At 57.7% G+C, this 22,205-nt stretch carries 25 protein-coding genes; 15 read left to right on the forward strand and 10 right to left on the reverse strand.

The window, feature by feature from the left end:
• Positions 1-14 precede the first annotated feature (14 nt).
• The 7 genes from gorA (at position 15) to kefC (ending at position 6,619) form a co-directional block, all read left to right on the forward strand.
• Positions 15-1,373, forward strand: coding sequence for a glutathione-disulfide reductase (gene gorA / locus TU82_RS23115; protein WP_057725562.1), 1,359 nt, complete (start codon positions 15-17; stop codon positions 1,371-1,373).
• A gap of 20 nt (positions 1,374-1,393) precedes the next feature.
• On the forward strand, positions 1,394-2,254 hold the full coding sequence (locus tag TU82_RS23120; RefSeq protein ID WP_478212331.1) for a DMT family transporter: 861 nt from the start codon (positions 1,394-1,396) through the stop codon (positions 2,252-2,254).
• A gap of 181 nt (positions 2,255-2,435) precedes the next feature.
• Positions 2,436-2,768, forward strand: coding sequence for a carboxymuconolactone decarboxylase family protein (locus TU82_RS23125; protein WP_057725563.1), 333 nt, complete (start codon positions 2,436-2,438; stop codon positions 2,766-2,768).
• 35 nt (positions 2,769-2,803) lie between these two features.
• Positions 2,804-3,910, forward strand: coding sequence for an alkene reductase (locus tag TU82_RS23130; protein WP_057725564.1), 1,107 nt, complete (start codon positions 2,804-2,806; stop codon positions 3,908-3,910).
• Positions 3,911-3,937: 27 nt separating this feature from the next.
• The gene (locus tag TU82_RS23135; RefSeq protein ID WP_057725565.1) at positions 3,938-4,156 is read left to right on the forward strand and encodes a tautomerase family protein; all 219 of its coding nucleotides are present in this window, start codon (positions 3,938-3,940) and stop codon (positions 4,154-4,156) included.
• Positions 4,157-4,266: 110 nt separating this feature from the next.
• Positions 4,267-4,788, forward strand: coding sequence for a glutathione-regulated potassium-efflux system oxidoreductase KefF (gene kefF, locus TU82_RS23140; protein ID WP_057725566.1), 522 nt, complete (start codon positions 4,267-4,269; stop codon positions 4,786-4,788).
• A 1-nt stretch (position 4,789) separates the two neighbouring features.
• The gene (gene kefC, locus TU82_RS23145; RefSeq protein ID WP_057725567.1) at positions 4,790-6,619 is read left to right on the forward strand and encodes a glutathione-regulated potassium-efflux system protein KefC; all 1,830 of its coding nucleotides are present in this window, start codon (positions 4,790-4,792) and stop codon (positions 6,617-6,619) included.
• A 6-nt stretch (positions 6,620-6,625) separates the two neighbouring features.
• Here the strand turns inward: kefC and TU82_RS23150 are convergent, their stop codons facing one another.
• The 7 genes from TU82_RS23150 to TU82_RS23180 form a co-directional block, all read right to left on the reverse strand.
• The gene (locus TU82_RS23150; protein ID WP_057725568.1) at positions 6,626-6,955 is read right to left on the reverse strand and encodes a thioredoxin family protein; all 330 of its coding nucleotides are present in this window, start codon (positions 6,953-6,955) and stop codon (positions 6,626-6,628) included.
• Between the two features lie 49 nt (positions 6,956-7,004).
• Positions 7,005-7,703 (reverse strand): DsbA family oxidoreductase, encoded by a 699-nt coding sequence (locus tag TU82_RS23155; protein ID WP_057725569.1) that lies wholly within the window; start codon positions 7,701-7,703, stop codon positions 7,005-7,007.
• Positions 7,704-7,706: 3 nt separating this feature from the next.
• A complete protein-coding gene (locus TU82_RS23160; protein WP_057725570.1) occupies positions 7,707-8,297 on the reverse strand; it encodes a TetR/AcrR family transcriptional regulator in 591 nt (196 codons plus the stop codon).
• A gap of 51 nt (positions 8,298-8,348) precedes the next feature.
• Positions 8,349-9,122, reverse strand: coding sequence for an SDR family NAD(P)-dependent oxidoreductase (locus TU82_RS23165; protein WP_057725571.1), 774 nt, complete (start codon positions 9,120-9,122; stop codon positions 8,349-8,351).
• 94 nt (positions 9,123-9,216) lie between these two features.
• The gene (locus TU82_RS23170) at positions 9,217-9,771 is read right to left on the reverse strand and encodes an OsmC family protein (RefSeq protein ID WP_057725572.1); all 555 of its coding nucleotides are present in this window, start codon (positions 9,769-9,771) and stop codon (positions 9,217-9,219) included.
• A 163-nt stretch (positions 9,772-9,934) separates the two neighbouring features.
• The gene (locus tag TU82_RS23175; protein WP_057725573.1) at positions 9,935-10,510 is read right to left on the reverse strand and encodes a TetR/AcrR family transcriptional regulator; all 576 of its coding nucleotides are present in this window, start codon (positions 10,508-10,510) and stop codon (positions 9,935-9,937) included.
• 70 nt (positions 10,511-10,580) lie between these two features.
• A complete protein-coding gene (locus TU82_RS23180; RefSeq protein WP_057725574.1) occupies positions 10,581-11,588 on the reverse strand; it encodes a helix-turn-helix domain-containing protein in 1,008 nt (335 codons plus the stop codon).
• Between the two features lie 239 nt (positions 11,589-11,827).
• Here TU82_RS23180 and TU82_RS23185 point away from each other — a divergent pair, with 239 nt between their 5' ends.
• From TU82_RS23185 to TU82_RS23205, 5 genes are all read left to right on the forward strand, one after another.
• Positions 11,828-12,361 carry a 2,4'-dihydroxyacetophenone dioxygenase family protein gene (locus tag TU82_RS23185; RefSeq protein ID WP_057725575.1) on the forward strand — a complete coding sequence of 178 codons (534 nt, stop codon included), beginning with the start codon at positions 11,828-11,830 and terminating at the stop codon, positions 12,359-12,361.
• Positions 12,362-12,384: 23 nt separating this feature from the next.
• Positions 12,385-13,626 (forward strand): MFS transporter, encoded by a 1,242-nt coding sequence (locus TU82_RS23190; RefSeq protein WP_057725576.1) that lies wholly within the window; start codon positions 12,385-12,387, stop codon positions 13,624-13,626.
• A gap of 62 nt (positions 13,627-13,688) precedes the next feature.
• Positions 13,689-14,957 carry a carbohydrate porin gene (locus TU82_RS23195; RefSeq protein WP_057725577.1) on the forward strand — a complete coding sequence of 423 codons (1,269 nt, stop codon included), beginning with the start codon at positions 13,689-13,691 and terminating at the stop codon, positions 14,955-14,957.
• 46 nt (positions 14,958-15,003) lie between these two features.
• The gene (locus TU82_RS23200) at positions 15,004-15,735 is read left to right on the forward strand and encodes an SDR family NAD(P)-dependent oxidoreductase (RefSeq protein ID WP_057725578.1); all 732 of its coding nucleotides are present in this window, start codon (positions 15,004-15,006) and stop codon (positions 15,733-15,735) included.
• 240 nt (positions 15,736-15,975) lie between these two features.
• Entirely contained in the window at positions 15,976-17,604 is a 1,629-nt protein-coding gene (locus tag TU82_RS23205; RefSeq protein ID WP_057725579.1) for a methyl-accepting chemotaxis protein, read from the forward strand.
• Positions 17,605-17,670: 66 nt separating this feature from the next.
• Here TU82_RS23205 and TU82_RS23210 read toward each other — a convergent pair whose 3' ends face one another.
• Complete coding sequence (locus TU82_RS23210; protein ID WP_057725580.1) at positions 17,671-18,516, reverse strand: fumarylacetoacetate hydrolase family protein; 846 nt, start codon at positions 18,514-18,516, stop codon at positions 17,671-17,673.
• Between TU82_RS23210 and TU82_RS23215 the strand changes: the two genes are divergently transcribed.
• From TU82_RS23215 to TU82_RS23225, 3 genes are all read left to right on the forward strand, one after another.
• A complete protein-coding gene (locus TU82_RS23215) occupies positions 18,515-19,345 on the forward strand; it encodes a GntR family transcriptional regulator (protein WP_231982744.1) in 831 nt (276 codons plus the stop codon). The two genes, TU82_RS23210 and TU82_RS23215, sit on opposite strands and share 2 nt — an antisense overlap.
• A gap of 136 nt (positions 19,346-19,481) precedes the next feature.
• Positions 19,482-20,030, forward strand: coding sequence for a YbhB/YbcL family Raf kinase inhibitor-like protein (locus TU82_RS23220; protein WP_057725582.1), 549 nt, complete (start codon positions 19,482-19,484; stop codon positions 20,028-20,030).
• Complete coding sequence (locus tag TU82_RS23225; protein WP_057725583.1) at positions 20,030-20,851, forward strand: helix-turn-helix transcriptional regulator; 822 nt, start codon at positions 20,030-20,032, stop codon at positions 20,849-20,851. The genes TU82_RS23220 and TU82_RS23225 overlap by 1 nt, the downstream gene beginning before the upstream one ends.
• A gap of 51 nt (positions 20,852-20,902) precedes the next feature.
• Here the strand turns inward: TU82_RS23225 and TU82_RS23230 are convergent, their stop codons facing one another.
• The gene (locus TU82_RS23230; protein WP_169794973.1) at positions 20,903-21,343 is read right to left on the reverse strand and encodes a nuclear transport factor 2 family protein; all 441 of its coding nucleotides are present in this window, start codon (positions 21,341-21,343) and stop codon (positions 20,903-20,905) included.
• Entirely contained in the window at positions 21,315-22,109 is a 795-nt protein-coding gene (locus TU82_RS23235) for an SDR family NAD(P)-dependent oxidoreductase (protein WP_057725584.1), read from the reverse strand. Before TU82_RS23235 ends, TU82_RS23230 begins: the two co-directional genes overlap by 29 nt.
• Positions 22,110-22,205 lie beyond the last annotated feature (96 nt).

Consider the following 22,205-nt stretch of genomic DNA (forward strand, 5'->3'; position numbering starts at 1 on the left):
CCAAGGAAATTGAAATGACCTACGATTTTGACCTTTACGTAATCGGTGCCGGTTCCGGTGGCGTCCGAGCGGCGCGTTTTGCCGCTGGGTTTGGTGCAAGAGTAGCCGTGGCCGAGAGTCGCTATTTGGGCGGTACCTGCGTAAACGTGGGCTGCGTCCCGAAGAAACTGCTGGTGTACGGCGCGCATTTCGCAGACGAATTTGAGCTGTCCGCCGGTTTCGGCTGGAGCTTGGGTGAAGCGAGGTTTGATTGGGCAACTCTGATCGCCAACAAAGATCGCGAAATCACCCGCCTGAACGGTATTTATCGCAATCTGTTGTCCAACAGCGGCGCCACGTTACACGAAGGGCATGCAAAAATCGTCGGCCCCCATACCGTCGAGTTAAACGGTGAACGCTTTACCACCAAACACATCCTGATCGCCACGGGTGGCTGGCCGCAAGTACCGGATACTCCAGGCCATGAGCATGCAATCAACTCCAATCAGGCGTTCTTTCTCAAGACATTACCCAAGCGTGTGCTGGTGGTGGGTGGCGGTTATATCGCGGTCGAATTCGCCGGTATTTTCCACGGCCTGGGCGCCAAGACTTCACTGCTGTATCGCGGTGACCTGTTCTTGCGTGGTTTTGACGGTGCGGTGCGCAAGCACCTTCAGGAAGAGCTGAGCAAGCGTGGCCTGGACCTGCAATTCAATGCCGATATCGAGCGCATCGACAAGCAGGCCGACGGTAGCCTCAAGGCCACCCTCAAAGACGGTCGCGTACTGGAAGCCGATTGTGTGTTCTACGCCACCGGTCGCCGCCCGATGCTGGACAACCTGGGGCTGGACAATACCCGCGTTGAGTTGGATGACCGAGGTTTTATCAAGGTCGATGAGTACTATCAGACCGGCGAGCCATCCGTTCTTGCGCTCGGCGATGTGATTGGCCGTGTGCAACTGACACCGGTGGCACTGGCCGAAGGCATGGCCGTGGCGAGACGTTTGTTCAAGCCTGAGCAGTATCACCCGGTGGATTACAACTTGATCCCGACGGCGGTGTTCAGCGCACCCAACATTGGCACCGTGGGCCTCACCGAGGAAGCCGCACGCAAAACCGGCCACGATGTGGTGATCTTCGAAAGCCGTTTCCGACCCATGAAGCTATCGCTCACAGAATGCCAGGAACGCACCTTGATGAAGCTGGTAGTGGACGCCAAGACCGACAAGGTATTGGGCTGTCATATGGTCGGGCCGGATGCGGGTGAAATAATTCAAGGCTTGGCGATCGCATTAAAAGCAGGCGCGACCAAACGCCTCTTCGATGAGACTATCGCCGTGCATCCGACCTCTGCGGAAGAGTTCGTCACCCTGCGCACACCAGTGGCGGGTTAACTGTGGTGCCTTCCCCCGAAGTGTCGACCAAGCCAACAACCCGCCAAGTAGTACTGCTCACCGGGCTGGCGATGCTGGCATTTGCCGCCAATTCGGTTCTTTGCCGACTTGCACTTCGCCACACCGAAATTGATCCAGCAACGTTCACGCTGATTCGCTTGTTCAGCGGAGCAATGATGCTCTGGCTGATCATGGCGATCAAAAACCGTACTGAACGCCCTGCCGGTACATGGCTGGGAGGCTTTACGTTGTTTATCTACGCCTTTGCCTTTTCATACGCTTACCTGCACCTGGAGACAGGCTCCGGCGCACTACTGCTGTTTGGCGCAGTTCAACTCACCATGTTGGGCTTCGGGTACTGGCGTGGAGAGCGGATGCAGGGCGTTGCGATTGCAGGACTTGCCCTCGCAATTGGCGGGCTCATTGCATTGTTGTTGCCTGGTGCAAGCGCACCCGCACCTGGCAGTGCGGCGATCATGCTGCTGTCTGGCGTCGCATGGGCGGCATACTCGCTCATTGGCAAGCGCGCCCATGACCCATTAGCCTCTACAACCGGCAATTTCCTTAGGGCCGTGCCCATGATGCTGGGCGCGGCGATTGTGTTCATCGCCGACGCATCGATCGATATCCAAGGCGTGCTATGCGCGATTGCCTCCGGGACCCTTGCCTCGGGTGTCGGTTATGCCATTTGGTATGCAGCCTTGCGCTCATTGTCATCGTTTCGAGCGGCAACCCTGCAGTTGAGTGTGCCCATACTAGCGTCGTTAGCCGGCGTACTTATCCTGGATGAACCGCTCACCGCGCGCTTGGTCCTGACATCGTTGGCCGTACTGAGCGGGATTGGACTGGTGCTCAGCGCCGGACACTCAGCGCGTGCCTAGAGGTTCACGGTAAGCCTGCCGCGCTGATATAGAGCAATCGCTGCCCATCAAAGCCAAACCGTCGCCAATCTGCGCGAAAAATTTCATTGATAGTAGGTATCAACAAAACAACATTGTACGCCTACCAACTGGATGGTAGCCTTGTTTGCAGTTAAATCCCACGCAAACAGTGAGAATCACCATGCAAGATTGGAAGCAAACCCGCAAAGACATCAACGCTCGCCTGATGGAACTCAATGCACTCACCCCTGAAACCATGAAAGGCATGGCAGCACTCGGTAGCGCTGGGGCCAAGACCAATCATCTGGATGCCAAGACCCGAGAGCTTATTTCCCTTGCCGTCGCAGTGACTACCCGGTGCGATGGCTGCATTGCCTTCCATGCGGCCGAGGCCAAGAAAGTCGGCGTGACCAGCGAAGAAGTCGCTGAAGCACTGGGCGTGGCGATCAACATGAACGCCGGTGCCGCACTGGTCTACAGCACACACGTGCTGGACGCGTTCGACAAGTCATAAGCCTGCACTCCCCTCTTACGACATTGAGATAACTCATGAATAAGCTGTTTGCTCCTTACGATTTAGCTGGCCTGGCATTGGCCAACCGCGTGGTGATGGCGCCGATGACCCGTACGCGCACTCCGGAAAACATTCCCGGCGATTTGACCGTGCTCTATTACGCACAGCGCGCTTCGGCCGGCTTGATCATCACCGAAGGTTTGCCGGTGTCGGAAGAAGCCCGTGGCTATCTGTATACCCCTGGCCTCTACACCGATGAGCAAACCGCAGGCTGGCGCAAAGTCACGGATGCGGTGCACGCTGAAGGCGGCAAGATCTTCGCCCAACTGTGGCACGTAGGCCGTCTGTCACACGTATCGCTGCAACCGGGTAATGCGGCGCCCGTTTCTTCGGGCACCGTTCCCGCCACCACGACCATGGTCTACGCCTGGGTCGAGCCCGGCAAAGAAGGCCCGGTGCTGCCAAGTGCACCGCGCGCCCTGACAACCGATGAAGTCCAGCGCGTCATCCAGGATTTTGTCGCATCTGCGCGCAGGGCGATGGATGCCGGCTTCGATGGCGTCGAGGTGATGGCAGCCAACGCGTTCCTGTTCGATCAGTTCCTGAGCAGCAAACTGAACACGCGTACTGACCAATACGGTGGCTCCATCGCCAATCGCCAGCGCCTGCTGCTGGAGACCGTTGATGCACTGGCCGCCGAAATCGGCGCAGAGAAAGTCGGCGTACGGGTTTCGCCCTTTGGTCGAATCTACGACATGGAGGCCTTTGACGGCGAGGCCGAGGCCTGGATGAGCGTGGCGTCGGCGTTGAACGAACGCGATCTGGCGTACGTGCACCTTAACTACCAGACGACCATTTCTGCAGCCGGCACACCTGAAGGCTTCGGCGCGGTATTCCGTGAGGCCTACCGCGGCACCTTGGTCGGCGCCGGTGGTTTTACCCAGGACCTCGCCGACCAGGAGTTGAAAAAAGGCGAACTCGACCTGATCGCCTTCGGTACTGCCTTCATCTCCAACCCGGACCTGGTGGCACGCATGAAGAACGGCTGGCCGCTGGCCAAACCGGATCCCTCCACGTTCTACGGCGTCATTGGCGCCAAAGGCTATACGGACTATCCGGAATACACGCAAAACCAGGCCTGATCTCACGTCCAACCCAAGGAGCACACCATGCCACTCGTTACCATCAAAGGCATTGAAGGCGTTTTTACCGATGAACAGAAAGCCGAGGTCATTCGCAAAGTGACCGACGCCATGGTTTCGGTGGAGGGCGAAAACATGCGCGCCCTCACCTGGGTCATCTTCGAAGAGGTCAAGAGCGGAGATTGGGGGATTGCCGGCAAGCCCATCACGGCTCAGGAAGTCTTGAAGCTGCAAGCCGGTCAATAAGCGGTTTCAGCTTTAAACACCATAACTCCCGGCTGCTGAGCACTCCCATGCTCAGCGGCCGGGAGTTTTTCCGTTCTGAAGGAACAGCACATTTGTCGGAGTGTACCTCCATGATTCTGATCGTTTTTGCCCACCCCTACCCCGATAAATCCAAGGTTAACCAACTGATGCTCAAGTTGGCCGCCAATAATCCGGATGTCACCATTCGCTCGCTGTACGACCTGTACCCCGACTTCAATATTGACGTCGAGGCTGAACAAAAGGCCGTAGAACAGGCGCAACTGCTGGTGCTGCAACACCCTCTTTACTGGTACAGCTACCCTCCACTGTTGAAGCTGTGGATCGACAAGGTCCTCACCCAAGGCTGGGCCTATGGCAAAGGCGCTACCGGGCTAAAAGACAAAAGCATGCTCTGGGCCGTGACCACCGGCGGCGATCATGATCACTTCGACCTCGGTGATCATCCAGGCTTCGCCGCTCTGGCTCAGCCGCTGCATGCCACTGCCAGCTACTGCCAGATGCGCTGGTTGGCGCCGCAAGCAATACACGGCGCGTACGGTGCCGACCAGACCGCCCTGCTCTCTCAAATACGCCGATACGCTGCCCGCCTGGCTTCTTGGAAGGAAGATTGATATGGAGACTCACAGCCTGATTGAAATGCTTATCTACCTGGGCTCCGCTGCGTTGATTGTGCCTATCGCCGTGCGATTGGGGCTGGGCCCGGTGCTGGGGTATCTGCTGGCAGGCTGCCTGATCGGCCCCTGGGGCCTGAAGCTGGTCACGGATGTGCAATCGATCCTGCACTTTGCTGAAATCGGCGTGGTGCTGATGCTGTTTATCATTGGTTTGGAGCTCGACCCCAAGCGCCTCTGGGCGATGCGGCGGATGGTCTTTGGTGGTGGCGCCTTGCAGATGCTGGTCTGTGGCGCGGCGATTGCTGTGTTTTGCGCAGCCCTGGGCTTGAACTGGAGTGCCGCTTTGTTGGTGGGGCTGACGCTGAGCCTGTCGTCCACTGCGATTGCCATGCAGGCCATGAACGAACGTAACATGACGCCCACCGCCGTGGGCCGCAGCAGCTTTGCCGTCCTACTGTTTCAAGACATCGCGGCGATTCCACTGGTGGCCATGATCCCGCTGTTGGCCGCTAATGGCGGCACGCCTTCCGGTGCCGAGCTGCTGCTGTCCATCGCAAAGATCGTCGGTGCGATTGTGGCAGTGGTGCTCCTGGGGCAATACGTCTCCCGCCCGGTGCTGCGTTTCGTCGCACGCTCGGGGTTGCGTGAAATCTTCAGTGCGGTGGCATTGTTTCTGGTGTTCGGATTCGGCTTGCTCCTGGAAGAGGCCGGTCTGTCCATGGCCATGGGCGCCTTTCTGGCCGGCGTGCTGCTGGCCAGTTCGGAATACCGGCATGCCCTGGAAAGTGATATCGAACCCTTCAAGGGACTATTGCTCGGACTGTTCTTTATCGGCGTCGGCATGTCGATCGACTTCGGCACGCTGATCCATTCACCGCTGTCCGTGATTACGCTGACCCTTGGGTTTATCGTGATCAAGCTGCTGATGATTAAACTCCTGGGACGCTTTTTGAATGTCCCTGCAGAGCAGCGATCCTGGCAGGCGGTGTTTCTCGGCCAGGGCAGTGAATTCGCCTTCGTGGTTTTCGGCGCAGCCACCGTGGCAGGCGTCCTGGTCGACCCGTGGGGCAAAAGCCTGACCCTGGCGGTGGCATTGTCCATGTGCGTCACGCCGCTGCTGATCATCGTGCTCAACCGCCTGGAATCGGCGAACAGAGGCAACGACCGGCCGGCGGATACTATCGACAAGCGCAATCCTCGCGTGATCATCGCCGGTTTCGGTCGCTTCGGCCAAGTTGCGGGGCGTCTATTGATGTCGTGCGGGTTTGAGGTCGTCGTGCTGGATCACGATCCCGACCATATCGAAACGTTGCGCAAATTCGGGGTCAAAGTGTTTTACGGGGACGCAACACGCCTCGATTTATTGCACGCCGCTGGAGCCGACCAGGCTCTGGTGCTGATCAACGCCATTGACGACACGGACGACAACCTGACGCTGACGCGGTTGGCCCAGGAGCATTTCCCATCCTTGAAACTGGTGGTGCGGGCCCGCGACATGGGACACATCATTATGTTGCGCCGGATGGGTATCGAAGCGGTCGAGCGGGAAACCTTCGAGAGCGCTCTGGCGCTGGGACGCAGAGCGCTGGAACAACTGGGTGTGGGGCGTTACGAAGCCCGTGAGCGCGCGGATCGGTTTCGCCGCCTGAACCTTGCGATGCTTGAGGAAATGGCCGCGCAACCACAAGAAGACACCGAATACCAATATGATGCCTACCAACGCGCCAATGCGATGCTGACGGACATCTTCAATGAGGACCGCGCCCATCCTATCGATAACGGGCCTGGTAAGTCCCAATCGGCAACGCGAGCACACCAGGCGGACTAGACTCGATCAGCGAGCCTCTTCCAGCTCCGCCAGTACGGCTTTCTTCAGGGCAGCGACTGAACGTGAGCCAGGCATGACGCGCAGCAACCGTCCCTGGTGAAACACCGCCAGGGACGGTACGGCGCGAATGCCATACATCTGCGCGATGGTCGGCGAGACGGCGACGTCGATTTTCCCAAAGGCGGCCAGGGCGTGGAGCTTGTCTTCCAGCGCATGGAATATGGGTTTCATCTCCTGGCACGGCTTGCACCAAGACGCCGAAAACAACACAACACTGCTGCCTTTGGCAACAAAGCGAGCGAACTGTGGGGCGCTCAATTCAACGATACGGTTCATCGGGACCTCATTGAGCGCTGCCTCTTGTTAGGCCGCGCCACGTTGCCAGTCAAATTTTGCAGCCGTCGATGCCGCAGACCTGGCCGATAAACGCGCCCTCATCGAACCGCGCCTTCTCCTGCATCTTGTTCAGCGCCTCGAGGAATGCCGCCTCAGGCTGAGCGCCGGCGACAGAGAACGCGTTATTGAAGACAAACAACGGCACGCCAGAGCCCAATTGCGCGGCGAAATGTTCGTCTTCTTCCATCTCTACGCGCAGCTCAGGGGACGACCACGCGTGTTCGATTGACTCATCCGATACACCCGCCGCTTTGGCAATGGCCGCCAGGCTGCTGCGATCAAACAGTGACTTGCCGTAAGTTGTGCTCTGTTCATAGAGCGCCTCTACGAGCCGCTTTTTCACCACAGGGTCCTGTACCGCCTTGACCAGAACGTGGGCGTCAGCGGTATCGCCGAACAACAGGGTGCCAAAACGATATTCCAACCCGTCAGACCGTCCGTATTGGGTGACGGCGTCCATCATCGCATCGGCAGAATGAGGATTGCCGAGCTTGCGCTTGAGCGCCGCGATCATGGGCTCCGGGGCTTGATTGGCGGCTAGACGATAGGCTCTGACATTGACTTGCACACTGTCCTTGCCGGAGAACTGCTCCAGCGCTTTTTCAAAACGGCGCTTGGCAATCCAGCACCAGGGGCAAACGAAGTCGGACCAGATATCGACGACGTACTTTTTCGTAGGAGTTTGCATAAGTCATCCTGCACACATAAGTGAAGACCGCATTGCCAGCGTTTCAAGTAAATGGTTGAAACCCGACAAGGGGTCGTTTGATCCGTCCAATGCCCAATTAATGAGACTTGCGCCCTCAAGGGCACCCAGTAACATAGCGGCGTAGACCTCCAGGGGTTTGTCCAGCACCCAGTGATGCTGGCGGGCGGCATCACTGAGCGTGCCTTGCAGCCAATGGAGTTGAGACTCGAAGAAGCACCGAGTGAGCCCCTGCAGCGACAGCGGCAATGCCGCCATTTCCGCGGCCAATGCGCCGCACAGCGGCAACAGCCCCTCGTTGGCGCTGATCACGAAAAGCTGAGAAAAACCACGCAGTCGCAACAGCGGATCGGCATGCATGACCTCAATCGTGACCAGCGTCTCTTCAAAGCGCTGGATGTAGTCCTTGATCAGCTCCGCCCCCAGGCGCTCCTTGGTGGGAAAGTGATGGTGAATACTGGCCTTGCGGATGCCGATCTGCGCCGCAAGATCGGCATAGCTGAACGCTGAATAGCCTTTGGAACGCATGTGTATCTGTGCGGCATTGAGCAGCGCGGCTTTTGTCGTGACAGACATTCGAGCCTCCAGCGGCCAGCGTTCAGCCCTTGATCATCGGCTAAGGGGTATTCAGGCGCGCACGGCCATGACACCGGCGTCCACGTCCCAGATGGCGCCGGTCACCCAAGAGGTTTTGTCCGACAACAGGAACAGGATCGTATTGGCCACGTCTTCCGGCACGCCGACGCGTCCCAGCGGGTGGAAGGCGTTAAGCGATTTCATTGCTTCCGGGATCGCGTCCTTGTCCATGAACCCCTCGTAAATCGAGGTGTGCACGATGCCAGGGGAAACCGCATTGACGCGAATACCCGAATGCGCCAATTCAATCGCCAAGTTACGTGTCAGCGCATGCAAACCGGCTTTGGCCATGGAGTACGCAGAGGCCGGCGAGCCGGCCAGCGCAGCCTGAGCGCCGATGGAACCGACATTGACAATCGAACCTTCACGCTTGGCGGCGAGCATGTTCTTGACCACGGCCTGGGTGATGAAAAACGTCGAACGGTTGAGGGACATGTACATGTCATACTCGGCCGCATCATGCTCGGTGAACGGCTTGGGAACGAAGATCCCAGCGGAGTTGACCATCAGACTGATATCGCTGTGGTTGGTGTTGATATCCTGAAGAACGCTGTGCATGCCCTCTTCGGTCATCAGGTTGGCCACGATCACCGACACGTTACCCAGTGGGCTCAGTTCGTTACGCACCGCATCGGCCTTGTCTTGCTTGCTGCCGGTGAGCACGACACTGCCGCCCGCCTTCAGCACCATGCGGGCCGTTTCCAGGCCCATGCCGCTGGTGCCGCCGACGACCAACAATTTCTTGCCTTTGAAGTAATCGTTCATTACAGACTCCGGACTTCTATGTTTCGTGAGGGTGGCACTAGCGCAATTACTGGCCGTCTGGTGCACACAAGGTGTGATCTATTTGACGGGCGAATCAGCCCTCACGCACTTCCAGCGTCGGCACCATACGAATGGCTTTCGAGAAGTTGGCGTAGTTCACCGACGTTTTCAGCACAACTTTATGCAGCTCTTCAACACGTTCACGAGAGGCATCGGTGTGCAGGCGAATCACAACGCTGACTTCGTCATAGCCTGGATTGACGCTTTCGTCGATGCCCAGGAAACCACGCAGGTCGAGAGTGCCGTCGGTTTCAATTTCCAGGCTGTGGATCTTGATGCCCATCATCGCGGCGTTGGCGGCATAACCGACCGACATGCACGCGTTCAGTGCTGCCATCAGCAGTTCCTGTGGGTTGGGTGCAGTGTTCTGACCCAACAGCTCATTTGGCTCGTCGGCGGCAATTTCGAAGTCACGTGAATAGGTTTCGCCGGCCAGGCTGTAGCGATTGACCTTCGCGACGGAACGGGTCTGCCCCTTCCATTGGGTTTTGACATTAAAACTGGCATGACGCTTGGTCGCATCCTCGGCAACGCCTTGGGCAAACTGCTGGAGTGCGGCAACTTCGATACCGTTCAAGTTAGTGCTCATGTGTACATTCCCCTTCGGATGGACCGGGCGTTCGGCTCGGAATGGAACAAGCCTACCAACTAGTAGGTAATGAAGCAAGAAATTTAACTTACCGCCCTGCCCCTGCTGATTTTTAAACCAAAAAAAACCTCGAATAGTCGAGGTTTTTCAACGCATTAACTTGTCAGTGGGGTTTGGGCAGTGTGCGCATTGCCTCCAGAATAAAATCGAATCCGGATGCCTGCTCGTACTGATCGCTCATCGCCCACGCCACAAAGCTGCCGCCTTCCAGCGTATTCAGGATCAGCCTGGCGACCTTGTTGACGTCCAACTGCGCCTTGAGCTCCCCGTTCGACTGCCCCAGTGCGATATTGGCCTGAAGCCACTCAAGATGTATCTCGAAAAAGTGCCGCGTCAGCGCCTGCAGGCTTTCCGGCAGTGCCATTAACTCGGCAGCCAGCGCGCCGCACAGCGGCAACAAGCCGTTTTGACTGCTCTGTGCAAACATCAGGACAAACGCGTTCAGGCGCGCGACGACGTCGGTATTTTCGTCATTGACCTGCTCCAACTGTTTCTTGAACCGGAACAGGTAGCTCTCGACGATGGCAATCGCAAGACCTTCCTTGGTTGGGAAATGATGATGAATACTCGCCTTCTTGATACCAATTTCAGCGGCAAGGTCAGCGTAGCTGAAGGCTGCATAGCCTTTGGTGCGCAACAGGATCTCAGCGCTGCTTAGAAGGTCGGAACGTGTACTCATGGTGCCGCATCCAGGTTTTATCAATCGAGCATCATAAATCAGTCATCCGTGAGTTGACAGTGTGCGAGCCTCATGCAGAGCGCCCGATGCAGGTAACGGACGCTACAGCGCCGGCCGACGCCGCACGCACGTCGCTGGGCGTACGCCCATAGTGCGCCTTGAAGACTTTGGCGAAATGCGCCTGGCTGGTGAACCCTTGGCGATAGGCAACCTCGGCAATATCCAGCCCGCCACCCTGGGGCTGGCTAAGCAGACGGAACGCTCCCTGCAAGCGCTTTTCCAGAATGAAACGGTGGGGCTGTGTGTCTTCCAAGGCGAACAGCCTGGCCAGGTGCCGTGTGGAAACACCGGTTTGAATCGCTACTCGCTCACAGCTCAACGTCGGATCGGCAAGTTGTTCAAGGATGCATTGCTTGGCTGCCAACAAATAGGAAGCACTCAATGCGTTGATCCGACGATTGCCCATTTGGCCCGCGATGAGAGTGCCCAGTAATTCCAGGGCGTCATCTTGATAGCTGTCTGCCGCCTGGCTGAGCGGCTGCTCGAAAAAACCGCCGGTGCGCTGGCTCAATGTTCTGACCAGTAGCCGCTGGGTGCCGGTGTGCGCGCTGATCTTGACGGCGTTATCAAATCGGCGCAGACAGCGGGAGGCAAACACGTCCTGAGGGATATCGAAGATAAACTTGTGCATCGAGCCGGAGAAACCGAACAGATAGGGCTTGTCGGTGCGATACACCATCATCTCGCCCGGCTCCAGCAAGTGACAGTTACCATTCTGAAAGAAAAACGAAGCACTGCCCATGACCAGCGAGACGAACACCGACTCCTTGGGCACCGAGCGAATCATTGAACCGTCACGTTCTATCACGTGTTGGTTGCCGACAATATGGGCCACCCGCAGACGGTCCAGGCTCAGGTTGTCTTCCTGCGCGCTGAACCCGGTTTCACAGAATGAAGAACACTTCAGACCCACGAGCGTCGATGCGTTGTATTGCTCCCAGAACGCCACGCGCTGGTCCACGGGAAGGTCGTCGGTACTGGCGCGCTGGGTATCGAGCAAAGGGGCGGGTAGAGGCATTTTCGTTTTTCTCTTTCTTATTGACTGCCTGGCCCGCGCAAGGCGGATTACGGGGCCTGCAGCCGCCATTAGCCGCTCCCCCGGACACACTGTCAACCAATAACCGATACAAAGACAGCGCGACGGTTGAAGTGAAAATATCCGTCCGATACAGACAACAATGCCGTCCGTTTCGAACAAACCCTAGCGCCCGCTTCACCCTACAGTGCGCCTCTGTATTCCAACAATCAGAGGCCAACATGCCCGAATTAGCCAGTAACGAATTTTGGAAAGACCTGCAGCCTATCGCGAACTGCTTCAAGCCCGACGCCAAGCCTGAGGTGTACCTGCCCAATGCTGCCAGTGATGATCTGCGGCTCTACGTGCCCTTCACCGAGACCGTCTCTTCCCGCCCCTTATGGATTTCTCCCAGCGAAAATCGCTGGTGCGACATCTTGATGTCCAGCCGGGCCGGCCTGGTCAATCGCCACTACCACCCTCATGAAGTGTTCGCCTACACGCTGTCGGGCAAGTGGGGCTACCTGGAGCATGAGTGGACCGCCACGGCCGGCGACTTCGTCTATGAGACGCCCGGCGAAGGTCACACCCTGGTGGCCTATGAGCACGACGAACCCATGCGCGTGTTTTTCATCGTCAAGGGGCCGCTGATCTGGCTCGACGATCAAGGCGAGTCCACCGGCTACTTCGACGTGCACTCCTACATTGCTCTGTGCCGTGAACATTACGAAAAGGTCGGCCTGGGGGCTGATGCAGTGGACCGTCTGTTCCGTTAAATCCCGTGCTACGGAGAACCACCATGGCTCACAACAATAATAAAGCCAGTTATGAAAATACCCTGCTCTGCGTGTTGTTCCTGACGTTCGGTTTTGTGTTTTTCGACCGCCTTGCCCTGTCCTTCCTGTTTCCGTTCATGGCTAAAGACCTGCAACTGAGCAACAGCCACCTCGGCATGTTGTCGTCGGTGCTCGCCTTGGCCTGGGCCATTTCGGGCACGCTGGTCGGTGCGTGGTCGGATCGCCGAGGGGTGCGTAAACCGCTGCTGATTGCGGCGGTCATTCTGTTTTCCCTGTGCTCGGCCCTCTCGGGGCTGGTCTCGGGATTTCTCAGTCTGTTGCTGTTTCGCGGCATCATGGGGTTGGCCGAGGGGCCGATTCTGCCGCTGTCCCAATCGATGATGGTGGAGGCGTCATCACCACATCGCCGGGGCCTGAACATGGGCTTGCTGCAAGGTTCGGCAGCGGGCCTGTTGGGTGCGGTGATCGGCCCGCCGGTGTTGATCGCCCTGGCCGAAGCCTATGGCTGGCGGCATGCGTTCATTGTATCGCTGCTGCCAGGGCTGCTGATTGCCTGGCTCATCTGGCGCTATGTGCGTCAGGATGAACCCCGCCAGACTCCGGCAATTAATGCCAAACCCACCGGGCATCGCCTGGCCTTGCTCAAGAGCCGCAACATCGTGCTGTGCACTTTGATCAGTTGCGTGTTTCTGACCTGGTTCGTCATCCTGATCTCCTTTACGCCGACATTTCTGGTCAGCGTCCGCGGTTACAGCGCGCCGAGCATGGGCACGATCATGAGTTGCCTGGGCGCCGCCTGGGTCGTATGGGGGTTTGTGGTGCCCAGCATTTCCGACCGTATCGGCCGTCGTCCGACGCTGGTGCTGTTCTCGCTGGTTGCTGCCTGCTGCCCGATAGCCCTGCTATTCGCGCCTTCGCCGATGATACTCGGCGTGCTGATGGTGCTCACCTTCACCGGGCTTGGCTGCTTCACGCTGTTCATGTCCATCATTCCGGCTGAAACCGTCCCGCGTGAAGTCATGGCTACGGCGCTGGGCATGATCATGGGCGTTGGCGAACTGGTGGGAGGGTTCGTGGCGCCGACCATTGCCGGGTTCGCCGCCGATCAGTTCGGGTTGTCGATTGTGATGTGGATCTCCTGCGGCGGCGCCTTGCTGGCGGCTGGGCTGTCCCTGCTGCTCAAGGAAACCGCGCCTCGCGTGCTGCAACGCCGATCAATGCAAGCCTGCACACAGCGTGCGTGATCCGGGATCACCACGCTGCTCCATTTACTCATCACAACAACAATAAAATGAGTCCCAAGACCATGCACCCTACTCTTCGTTTGTGCGCGTTTTTGTTCCTGGTGTTTACCTACCCCCCAGCTTGGGCACAAGACCGTGAAGGTCCACTGGCCGGCCTGGGCGAGCAATTGGCGGGCTACGGCATTCAGCCCCATGTGCAATTCACCAGCCTGTCGATGAAAAACCTCGACACCGGCCCGCGCCCCTACAGCTTCGGCAACAGCGGCGACCTGTATATCGGCGCAGACGTTAACCTCGCCACGCTCGGTGGCCTGGAAGGCGCCGCCCTGCATGTCGAACAGACCGTCTTTATCCTCGATAACGGCACCGGCCAGCCTACCGCAAACAAATGGCAAGGTGCTGCCGGCAGCTATTTCGCAGGCGCGCCGCTGCACAACGACATCGCCAGCAACCAGCTAAGCCTGTTGACCTACGAACAGAAATGGCTTGATGGTCAGCTCGATATGCACATCGGCCGCACCAATGGCCGGCGCTACTTCTACATCTATAACTGCGAAACGGCGGTCACCTGCACCGACCCGATCCTGGACGCATCAAGCGGCATGCTGCCACCGCCCTTCGGCGCCTGGGGTGGCTACCTCAAGTATCAGGTGAACCCAAGCGTTTATGTGCACGCCGGTGCATTCGAATCCAACCCGGTGGACTACCTGAAAAAGCGCAAAGGCCTGGATTTCAGCACCAACGACGCGAGTGGCACCAGCTTTCTGGTGGGCCTGGGCAGCAAGCCCGGCGATGACACTACCCAGTACGAACTGAATGCGTACTTCAACTCTTCCAGGCAGGCCGACCCGTTGACGGGCGACAGCGACCACGGCACCGCCGGAGGCTTCTTCAAGTTTCGCCAGACACTGTGGCGCGGCGGGCAGCAAGGCCTGCAGCTGTTCGGTTCACTGTCAGCAGCGGCCGATAATAAACAACCTTTCAGCCACTTCGCCGAAGCCGGTCTGACCTACTTGGCCCCTTTCGATCGAGCGCAGGACAAGCTCAATCTCAAGACCAGCTACCTGCAAGTCAACGCCCATCAGTTGCAGTTTCAGCAACGCCTGCGCACGGCGGCCGGTGGCGATCCGGAATTGGGCGAGCGCAATGTGTACGCCGTGGAAGCCAACGGCCATTTTGCCCTGACCCGCAACCTGGCCATCGAACCGAGCATCCAGTACATCGTCAATCCGGACAACTTCTACAACCCAGGCGCGACGCAATTGAGCAACAACGGGTTTGTGGTGGGCCTGCAAGTGACACTGGATGTCGGCTCGGCACTGGGCCTGTGAGCATGTGGTTTGGATAAATCTTTTTAACTGAGTCCATGAGGTAACGATGACTATGTTCAGCAGCACTCTGTTTGAAGGCAAGGTCGCGCTCGTCAGCGGCGGGACCTCGGGAATCGGCCAGGCGACCGCCGAGTATTTGGCTCGGCATGGCGCCCGCGTCGTGGCTATCGGCTTGGGTGCCGATGCGACCGTGGTCGCCGATGGGGTTCGGCTCGATCTTCGCGAGGTTAACGTTACCGACGACGAGGCACTCAAAGGCGTCATTGATAGCCTCGACCGCCTGGATATTCTGGTGCCCGCCGCCGGGGGCACGCTGGGCGAAAAGGAGATGGAGTGGGAGGCCTTCAACCAGGTGCTGTCGGTGCAACTCAACGCCGTCTACCGCCTGATCAATCTGGCGCACCCCCTGCTGGCCAGGCAAGGTGGTTCGATCATCAACATTGCGTCGATGTTCTCCTATTTCGGCGGCGGCAAACTCGTGGCCTACTCAGCCGCCAAAGGAGCCGTCGTACAGATCACCAAATCGCTGGCCGAGGCGTATGCCTGCGATCACATACGCGTCAACGCCGTGGCACCGGGGTGGATCACCACACCCTTGCTGGCGAAAATCGATGATCAACCGAGGATTGACCGTTTGCTGTCCCGCACGCCCATGAAGCGGTTTGGCAGTGCCGAAGAGGTCGCCAAGGTGATTGCGTTTCTGGCATCGGATGCGGCGTCGTTCGTGAACGGTGTGATTTTGCCCGTTGATGGGGGCTATCTCACCACGGCGATCTGAAGCTGACGCCTAGTCAACACGCGCCTGCTCTGTCAGGCGCTTTTATTCTGTGTTCTAAAGATTAGGCACAACCTGTCGCTCCGGAATTTCTGTTTTAAACAGTGCCCTACCCCCTGCCCCCGCATCGATATCATCAACCAACTAAACGGTAGACTTTTTAAAACACTCCAAAGCTCAAGTATTCCTACCTATTGTCGATACCAACTTCACGGATGGACACTCTCAACTTAAGGACATCATATGCTCCTGCGAAAACTGAACCTCGCGCCCCGCTCTGCTCTGTGTTTCGGCTTCTTCTGCCTGATAATCATCGCGATGGGCTTACTCGCCTTAAGGCAAGCCGAGTTATTGAAGACGGCCGAAAAGTACGTTGAGACCAACGTCTTGCCCAGCGTAAAACTGCTGGGCCAACTAGACCGGGAATTCGTAGGCATCAGAGGCAACAATGCTCGGGTGCGCAACCCGATCGAGCCTCAGGAGCGCAAAATCAAGGCGCTCAGCGACATCCAACAATCGCGGCAAGTCATCGATCAATACTTGCAGTCTTTGACATTATTTATTGTCACGCCTCAAGGTCGCGAAGCGTTTGAACGCCTGCGTGAAACCAAAAGTGACTATGCAAAAGCGCAGGATCAGTATCTCGCCGCCGTGGCCGCGCAGGAACTGGAAAACGCAGTGTCTATCTCAAATGGGCTGATGAAAGAAGCCGCTGACCGTGTCGAAACATCACTGAACAATCTCATCAGCATTAACGAAAACAAAGCCAAAAAAGCGGGGCGGGACGCTGATGAAATTTATCAGCAAACCCGGATAATGGTGGGCGTTTTCTTGATTGTTTCAGTGGCCGCTTCGTTACTCTTGGCTTGGCTTTACACCCGAAGCCTGACGGTGCCTATTAATGAATCACTGGTGATCGCCCGCCGTATTGCTGCGAATGATCTGAGCCAAGACTTCAATGCGACAGGCTCTGACGAGGCGGCACAACTGGTAAAAGCAATCGCCGCGATGCAGTCAAACTTACGTGATGCCTTGGCACTGATAGGGGACTCCTCCACTCAGTTGGCCGCGACCTCCGAAGAAATGCATGCCGTGACGGAGGGCGCTTCGCGCACCATTCAACGTCAAAATCATGAAATTGAGATGGCGGCCACCGCAGTCACTGAAATGAGCGCCGCCGTGGAAGAAGTCGCAGGCAATGCCGCGTCCACCTCCGAGCTGACCTCACAATCGAGCGCAGCCGCTATTGCAGGTCGTAACCAGGTCAACGAAACGGTCGCGGCCATCAACCTCATGGTCTCCAACGTCCAAAGCACCTCAGGTGAAGTGCAAGCCTTGGCAACCATGGCAACCGATATCAGCAAGGTGCTGGATGTGATCCGAGGGATTGCAGAGCAGACCAATTTATTGGCCTTGAATGCGGCCATTGAAGCTGCGCGTGCCGGCGAAGCCGGTCGTGGCTTTGCGGTCGTCGCTGACGAAGTCAGAGCCTTGGCCCATCGCACTCAAAAATCCACACAGGAAATTGAGCATATGGTTGATTCAATCCAGGCAGGCACAGGCAACGCGGTGACATCGATGAGTCAAACGAGCCTCCAAGCCAGGCAGACACTTGAAATGGCCAATAGCGCAGGCAAGGTGCTCGGCGAAATTACCGATTCGTTGAGTCAAATCAACGAGCGAAACCTGATGATTGCCACTGCGGCCGAGGAACAGGCCCAAGTCGCGCGCGAAGTGGATCGCAACCTCGTCAGTATTCGGGATCTGTCCAGCGAAGCATCGGAAGGCTCAAGTCAGACGGCGATTGCCACCGCTGAACTGACGAAGCTGGCCAACGATCTCAGCCATCTAACCAAGCAGTTCAAGCTCTAGCACCTCAGATGAGGAGTCCCGTCGACCATCGACGGGACGCTCACAGCGCGTCGATGATTGTCGGGTTTAAACGGCCGATACAACCCTTTGCCGCTGCTCGCCAAGCCCATCAATCCACAGGTGGGTCTCATCACCCGGTGACAGCCACTGCGGCAGCGGCTTCATGCCCATCCCCACACCCGGTGGCGTGCCCGTACAGATCACATCGCCCGGCTGCAATGTCATGTAGCGGCTGCAATACGCCACGATTTGAGCCACGGTAAAAATCATGGTTTTCGAATTCCCGGTCTGACGTCGCTCACCGTTGATCTCCAGCCACATATCCAGGTTTTGCGGGTCGGGAACTTCGTCGCGGGTCACCAGCCAAGGCCCAACGGGGCCGAAGGTGTCACACCCCTTGCCTTTGTCCCATTGTGAACTTTGCATTTGGAATGCCCGCTCCGATACGTCGTTGACGACGCAGTAACCTGCAACGTAGCTCAAGGCATCCGCTTCGGACACATAGCGGGCTTCACTGCCGATCACTACGCCCAGCTCCAGCTCCCAATCCAGTTGGGTAGCGCCACGCGGCTGCTGGATTTCATCATTCGGGCCGTTCAGGCAACTGATGGCCTTATGAAAAATGATCGGCTCGCTCGGAATCGCCATTTGCGCCTCTTCGGCGTGGTCGCGGTAATTGAGCCCGATGGCGATGAATTTGCGCACATGCGCCAAGGGCACCCCGTAGCGAACCCCGCGCTCGACCAGGGGCAAACTGGCGATGTCCAATGTCGACAACTGCACCAGCGATGCCGGCGCCAGCACCGCGGCAGTGATATCGCTGACATGCGCGGAAAGATCGCGCACGCGTCCGTTGGCATCTATGACGCCCGGGCGCTCTTCACCGCGCGGGCCAAAACGACACAGTTTCATGCGTACCTCGATTGTCTGTCTGTGGAGAAAATCCATCGCTCAAACGCGAGGGCAATGCCCACGCTGGCGAAGCGAACCCGCCGAATTGAATAAATCCATCATAGAGACTAAAATATATTTCTTGCAACAAAATATATTTTTAGAGATTTGCCCTGCCATGAACGTTCAGCCCGCCAAAAGCCTCACGCAAGCGACCTACGAACGCCTACGCCGTGATGTTCTATCCTGTGTTTTGCGCCCAGGCGACCGCGTCAACGTAAAAGTTGTGGCCGAACGTTATGAGGCCAGTGCGGGAGCGGTGAGAGAGGCGTTGTCGCGAATGGTCTCCGAGGGGCTGGTGATTGCCGAGCCCCAGAAAGGCTTTCGCATTTCTGCCGTTTCACTGGCAGACCTCAACGACCTGACACTCGCCCGCATGGAGATAGAATCAAGCTGCCTTCGGCACGCCCTGGATAGCGGTACCCTTGAATGGGAAACAAGCCTGATCGTCGCGCATCACCGCCTCATAAGAGCTGATCACAATGAAACGGATGAATGGACGGGCGCTCATCATGCTTTTCATGAGGCGCTGGTCAGTGCCTGTCCCAACACCTGGCTATTACGTATTCGCTCGATGTTGTTCGAGCAAACCGCTCGCTATCGCGCGATGTCGATCGCCATGACCGCCACGCAGAGGGACATCAATGGCGAACATCAAGCATTGTTTGACGCAGCCATGGCCAGGGATACCAGCCAGGCCTGTGAACTGTTGCAGCAGCATATCCAGACCACCTCCGTCATGTTGGTTGAAGGCCTGCAAGCGCTTGCGCAGTTTGCAGAGCCTGTTTGATGACGCTCTCGACCGCTCTTGAAGCCTCATACGATCCTGGCATATTGACTGGATTACGACGAAAATCGAGCGCTGGCAAACGGTCTTGTCCGTCCAGGCACGCCAGACTAGCCACTCCAAATCAAGAGGAGTCGGTATGAAAAACTCATATGTCGCCGCGGGCCTTTTTGCCCTTTCACTCATCGCAACCACTGCACAAGCCCAGTCGTTCACGGTGCAAAGCAGCAGTGTCCAGGACGGACATTTTCAACAGCGTCAATTTGCCAATGTGTTCGGCTGCACCGGCAAGAACCTCTCCCCTGAAATTTCCTGGAGCGGTGCCCCGCCGGACACTCAGAGCTTTGTAGTGACCCTGTATGATCCAGACGCACCGACGGGCTCGGGCTGGTGGCATTGGGTGCTGGCTAACGTGCCTGCGACGGTCAACGAACTGAAGGAAGGTGCGGGTAGCGTCGGTGGTACATTGCCCGCCGGTACGCTGCAGGTACGCGGTGACAGTGGTATGCCTGGCTATCTGGGTGCCTGCCCTCCCGAAGGGCAAACCCACCACTACGTGATCAGCGTCTATGCCATGAAAACCGCCACGTTGACGCTCCCGCCGACGGCGACACCGGCGATGCTTGGCTTCATGGTGCCAGGGGGTTCGCTTGCCAAAGCCACGCTGACGGTACAGGGCGGCCGCTGATGTCATTCGCGAACGCTTACGACGCTTTGCGCATCACCCAGCGGCCTGGGGTCGGGACCGCGGGCATCGTTCTTCAGCATGGAAACCTGGAGTTCAAGCGTTTGTATATCGAGAGCCCCGTCTTGATCTATGTCGAGCGGGGCTCGAAAACCGTACGTTGGTCAGGGGGTGAATACCTGATCAACCCAGGCGAGGCGATTGCCGTGGCGGGCGGCCAATCTCTGGATATCATCAATCGGCTGGCCCAGGACGGCAGTTACCAGGCCCACTGGCTGGTGTGGGACGACGCGTTGATCCAATCGAACGCCGAAGCCAATACGCACCTGGTAGCCATTCGATACGCTCAACCCCTCACAGGCGAAGGTGGGCATTTTGCCGAGTCGTTCAAGCGCGCCATCGAGGCGGTACAAGACAGCACGGTGCCGGACCTTGTCGCTCGGCATCGCGTGCAGGAATTGCTGACCTGGATTGGCGTGACGGGTGGGCGGTTCGAACCGCCGCGCCTGCCGACGATGGCGATCAAAGTCCGGCGACTGATCGCCAGCGACCTGGCAAACGATTGGAGTGCGCTGGACGTCGCCTCCACGTTTGCGCTTAGCGAAGCTACGCTGCGGCGCAGGCTGGCGGAAGAAGGCACCACGTTCAGTCGCTTATTGATCGATGCGCGGATGACCTTTGCCCTGCAGTTGCTGCAATCGTCCGCGCAGACCGTCATGCAAATAGCGCTTTGCGTCGGCTACCAGACGCCGTCGCAATTTGCCGTGCGTTTTCGTGACAGGTTCGGCTTTGCGCCCACTGCGGTACGCGGTCATCGACGCTGATTGACTCTTGCGCTCAACGTCTTCATGCGACGCCGAAGGTGCTACCGACCTCTATTCGGATAGCCCCGTACCTTGGTGAAACACCATGCGCCAATCACCTTCGTAGGTTTTCCAAACCGAGCTACGCAGTGATAAAGACTCATCGCCATCAGCACTTTGATGACGGCACAGGTAGGTTGCTAGCGCGACACCATCTGCAAGCACCCGCAATTTGAAATCCTCGATTGTCCTTTTGCTCACTGTCTGGGATTTGAGTCCAGCGATCACCTGCGCTTTCGTCCAGCTTTTGCCGCGGGCTCCAAATTCAACAAAATCTTCGGCAAGCAGCTGTTTAAGCAGCCGATCATTCTTTCTTGCTGCTGGCTCCAGCAACAGCTGCTCAAGGGCCAAAATTTCTAGACGAATGTCCATTTGCTTCACCAACAATTGATTACCTTCGATGCCAGCGTTGCAGGTACGGGCTTCAGATAATGGAGCGAACAACGCCCCCATCGACTCTCAGCGAAGACCCGGTGGTTCCAGAGGACAGCTCCGAGCAAATGTAGATGACCATGTTCGCCACTTCCTCGGTTGTAGTAAAACGGTCGATCAGCGTGGAGGGCCGGGTCGTACTCAGGAAGTTCTTCTCGGCCTCTTGCTGGGTGATGCCTTGCTCCTTTGCAAGCGCCGTCATCCAGTTACCCATGATCTCGGACCGAGTGGGACCAGGCAGGACGGCATTGACGGTAACGCCCGTGCCTTTGGCCAGCTCGGCCAACCCTCTTGACACGGCAAGTTGGGCTGTCTTGGTAACGCCGTAGTCAATCATCTCCTTGGGGACGGCGATGGCGGACTCGCTGCTCATGAACACCACCCTGCCCCAGCCACGTTGAATCATGCCAGGCATGTAGGCCCGCGCTGCCCGCACGCCGCTCATGACGTTGAGTTGGTACAGGTCGATCCATTCGGCGTCGTTCTGTTCGAAGAAGCCCTTCGGGTGCGCTGTACCGGCATTGTTGACGAGGATATCAACGTCCTTGGCCTGCGCTGCCAATGCGGCAGAGCCTTCAGCCGTAGCAACGTCCGCCACAACGCCGATGAATTCAGCGTCGGGCAGAAGGGCGCGCAGTTCTTTGACAGCGGTGTCCACGCGTTCCTGGGTACGCCCGTTGATGAAAACAGATGCACCAGCCCGAGCAAGGCCCTCCGCGATAGCGCGACCGATGCCGGCAGTGGATCCGGTGACGAGGGCCTTGCGGCCGTTAAGTTCGATCTTCATGGGGTTCTCTTTTGGTGGGTTATGTCGATAAGTCAAACCGGCACCTGCGCGAAAGAAGCTGAGCACTTGCCTGGTAGCGACGATCAGATTGTTCAC

The organism is Pseudomonas orientalis (assembly GCF_001439815.1).
Classification (GTDB): Bacteria; Pseudomonadota; Gammaproteobacteria; order Pseudomonadales; family Pseudomonadaceae; genus Aquipseudomonas; species Aquipseudomonas orientalis.

Coding starts and splice junctions, on each gene's coding strand:
- gorA (WP_057725562.1), top strand. CDS start 15: ATGACCTACGATTTTGACCTTTACGTAATCGGTGCCGGTTCCGGTGGC.
- TU82_RS23125 (WP_057725563.1), top strand. CDS start 2,436: ATGCAAGATTGGAAGCAAACCCGCAAAGACATCAACGCTCGCCTGATG.
- TU82_RS23130 (WP_057725564.1), top strand. CDS start 2,804: ATGAATAAGCTGTTTGCTCCTTACGATTTAGCTGGCCTGGCATTGGCC.
- TU82_RS23135 (WP_057725565.1), top strand. CDS start 3,938: ATGCCACTCGTTACCATCAAAGGCATTGAAGGCGTTTTTACCGATGAA.
- kefF (WP_057725566.1), top strand. CDS start 4,267: ATGATTCTGATCGTTTTTGCCCACCCCTACCCCGATAAATCCAAGGTT.
- kefC (WP_057725567.1), top strand. CDS start 4,790: ATGGAGACTCACAGCCTGATTGAAATGCTTATCTACCTGGGCTCCGCT.
- TU82_RS23150 (WP_057725568.1), bottom strand. CDS start 6,955: ATGAACCGTATCGTTGAATTGAGCGCCCCACAGTTCGCTCGCTTTGTT.
- TU82_RS23155 (WP_057725569.1), bottom strand. CDS start 7,703: ATGCAAACTCCTACGAAAAAGTACGTCGTCGATATCTGGTCCGACTTC.
- TU82_RS23160 (WP_057725570.1), bottom strand. CDS start 8,297: ATGTCTGTCACGACAAAAGCCGCGCTGCTCAATGCCGCACAGATACAC.
- TU82_RS23165 (WP_057725571.1), bottom strand. CDS start 9,122: ATGAACGATTACTTCAAAGGCAAGAAATTGTTGGTCGTCGGCGGCACC.
- TU82_RS23170 (WP_057725572.1), bottom strand. CDS start 9,771: ATGAGCACTAACTTGAACGGTATCGAAGTTGCCGCACTCCAGCAGTTT.
- TU82_RS23175 (WP_057725573.1), bottom strand. CDS start 10,510: ATGAGTACACGTTCCGACCTTCTAAGCAGCGCTGAGATCCTGTTGCGC.
- TU82_RS23180 (WP_057725574.1), bottom strand. CDS start 11,588: ATGCCTCTACCCGCCCCTTTGCTCGATACCCAGCGCGCCAGTACCGAC.
- TU82_RS23185 (WP_057725575.1), top strand. CDS start 11,828: ATGCCCGAATTAGCCAGTAACGAATTTTGGAAAGACCTGCAGCCTATC.
- TU82_RS23190 (WP_057725576.1), top strand. CDS start 12,385: ATGGCTCACAACAATAATAAAGCCAGTTATGAAAATACCCTGCTCTGC.
- TU82_RS23195 (WP_057725577.1), top strand. CDS start 13,689: ATGCACCCTACTCTTCGTTTGTGCGCGTTTTTGTTCCTGGTGTTTACC.
- TU82_RS23200 (WP_057725578.1), top strand. CDS start 15,004: ATGACTATGTTCAGCAGCACTCTGTTTGAAGGCAAGGTCGCGCTCGTC.
- TU82_RS23205 (WP_057725579.1), top strand. CDS start 15,976: ATGCTCCTGCGAAAACTGAACCTCGCGCCCCGCTCTGCTCTGTGTTTC.
- TU82_RS23215 (WP_231982744.1), top strand. CDS start 18,515: ATGCGTACCTCGATTGTCTGTCTGTGGAGAAAATCCATCGCTCAAACG.
- TU82_RS23210 (WP_057725580.1), bottom strand. CDS start 18,516: ATGAAACTGTGTCGTTTTGGCCCGCGCGGTGAAGAGCGCCCGGGCGTC.
- TU82_RS23220 (WP_057725582.1), top strand. CDS start 19,482: ATGAAAAACTCATATGTCGCCGCGGGCCTTTTTGCCCTTTCACTCATC.
- TU82_RS23225 (WP_057725583.1), top strand. CDS start 20,030: ATGTCATTCGCGAACGCTTACGACGCTTTGCGCATCACCCAGCGGCCT.
- TU82_RS23230 (WP_169794973.1), bottom strand. CDS start 21,343: ATGGGGGCGTTGTTCGCTCCATTATCTGAAGCCCGTACCTGCAACGCT.
- TU82_RS23235 (WP_057725584.1), bottom strand. CDS start 22,109: ATGAAGATCGAACTTAACGGCCGCAAGGCCCTCGTCACCGGATCCACT.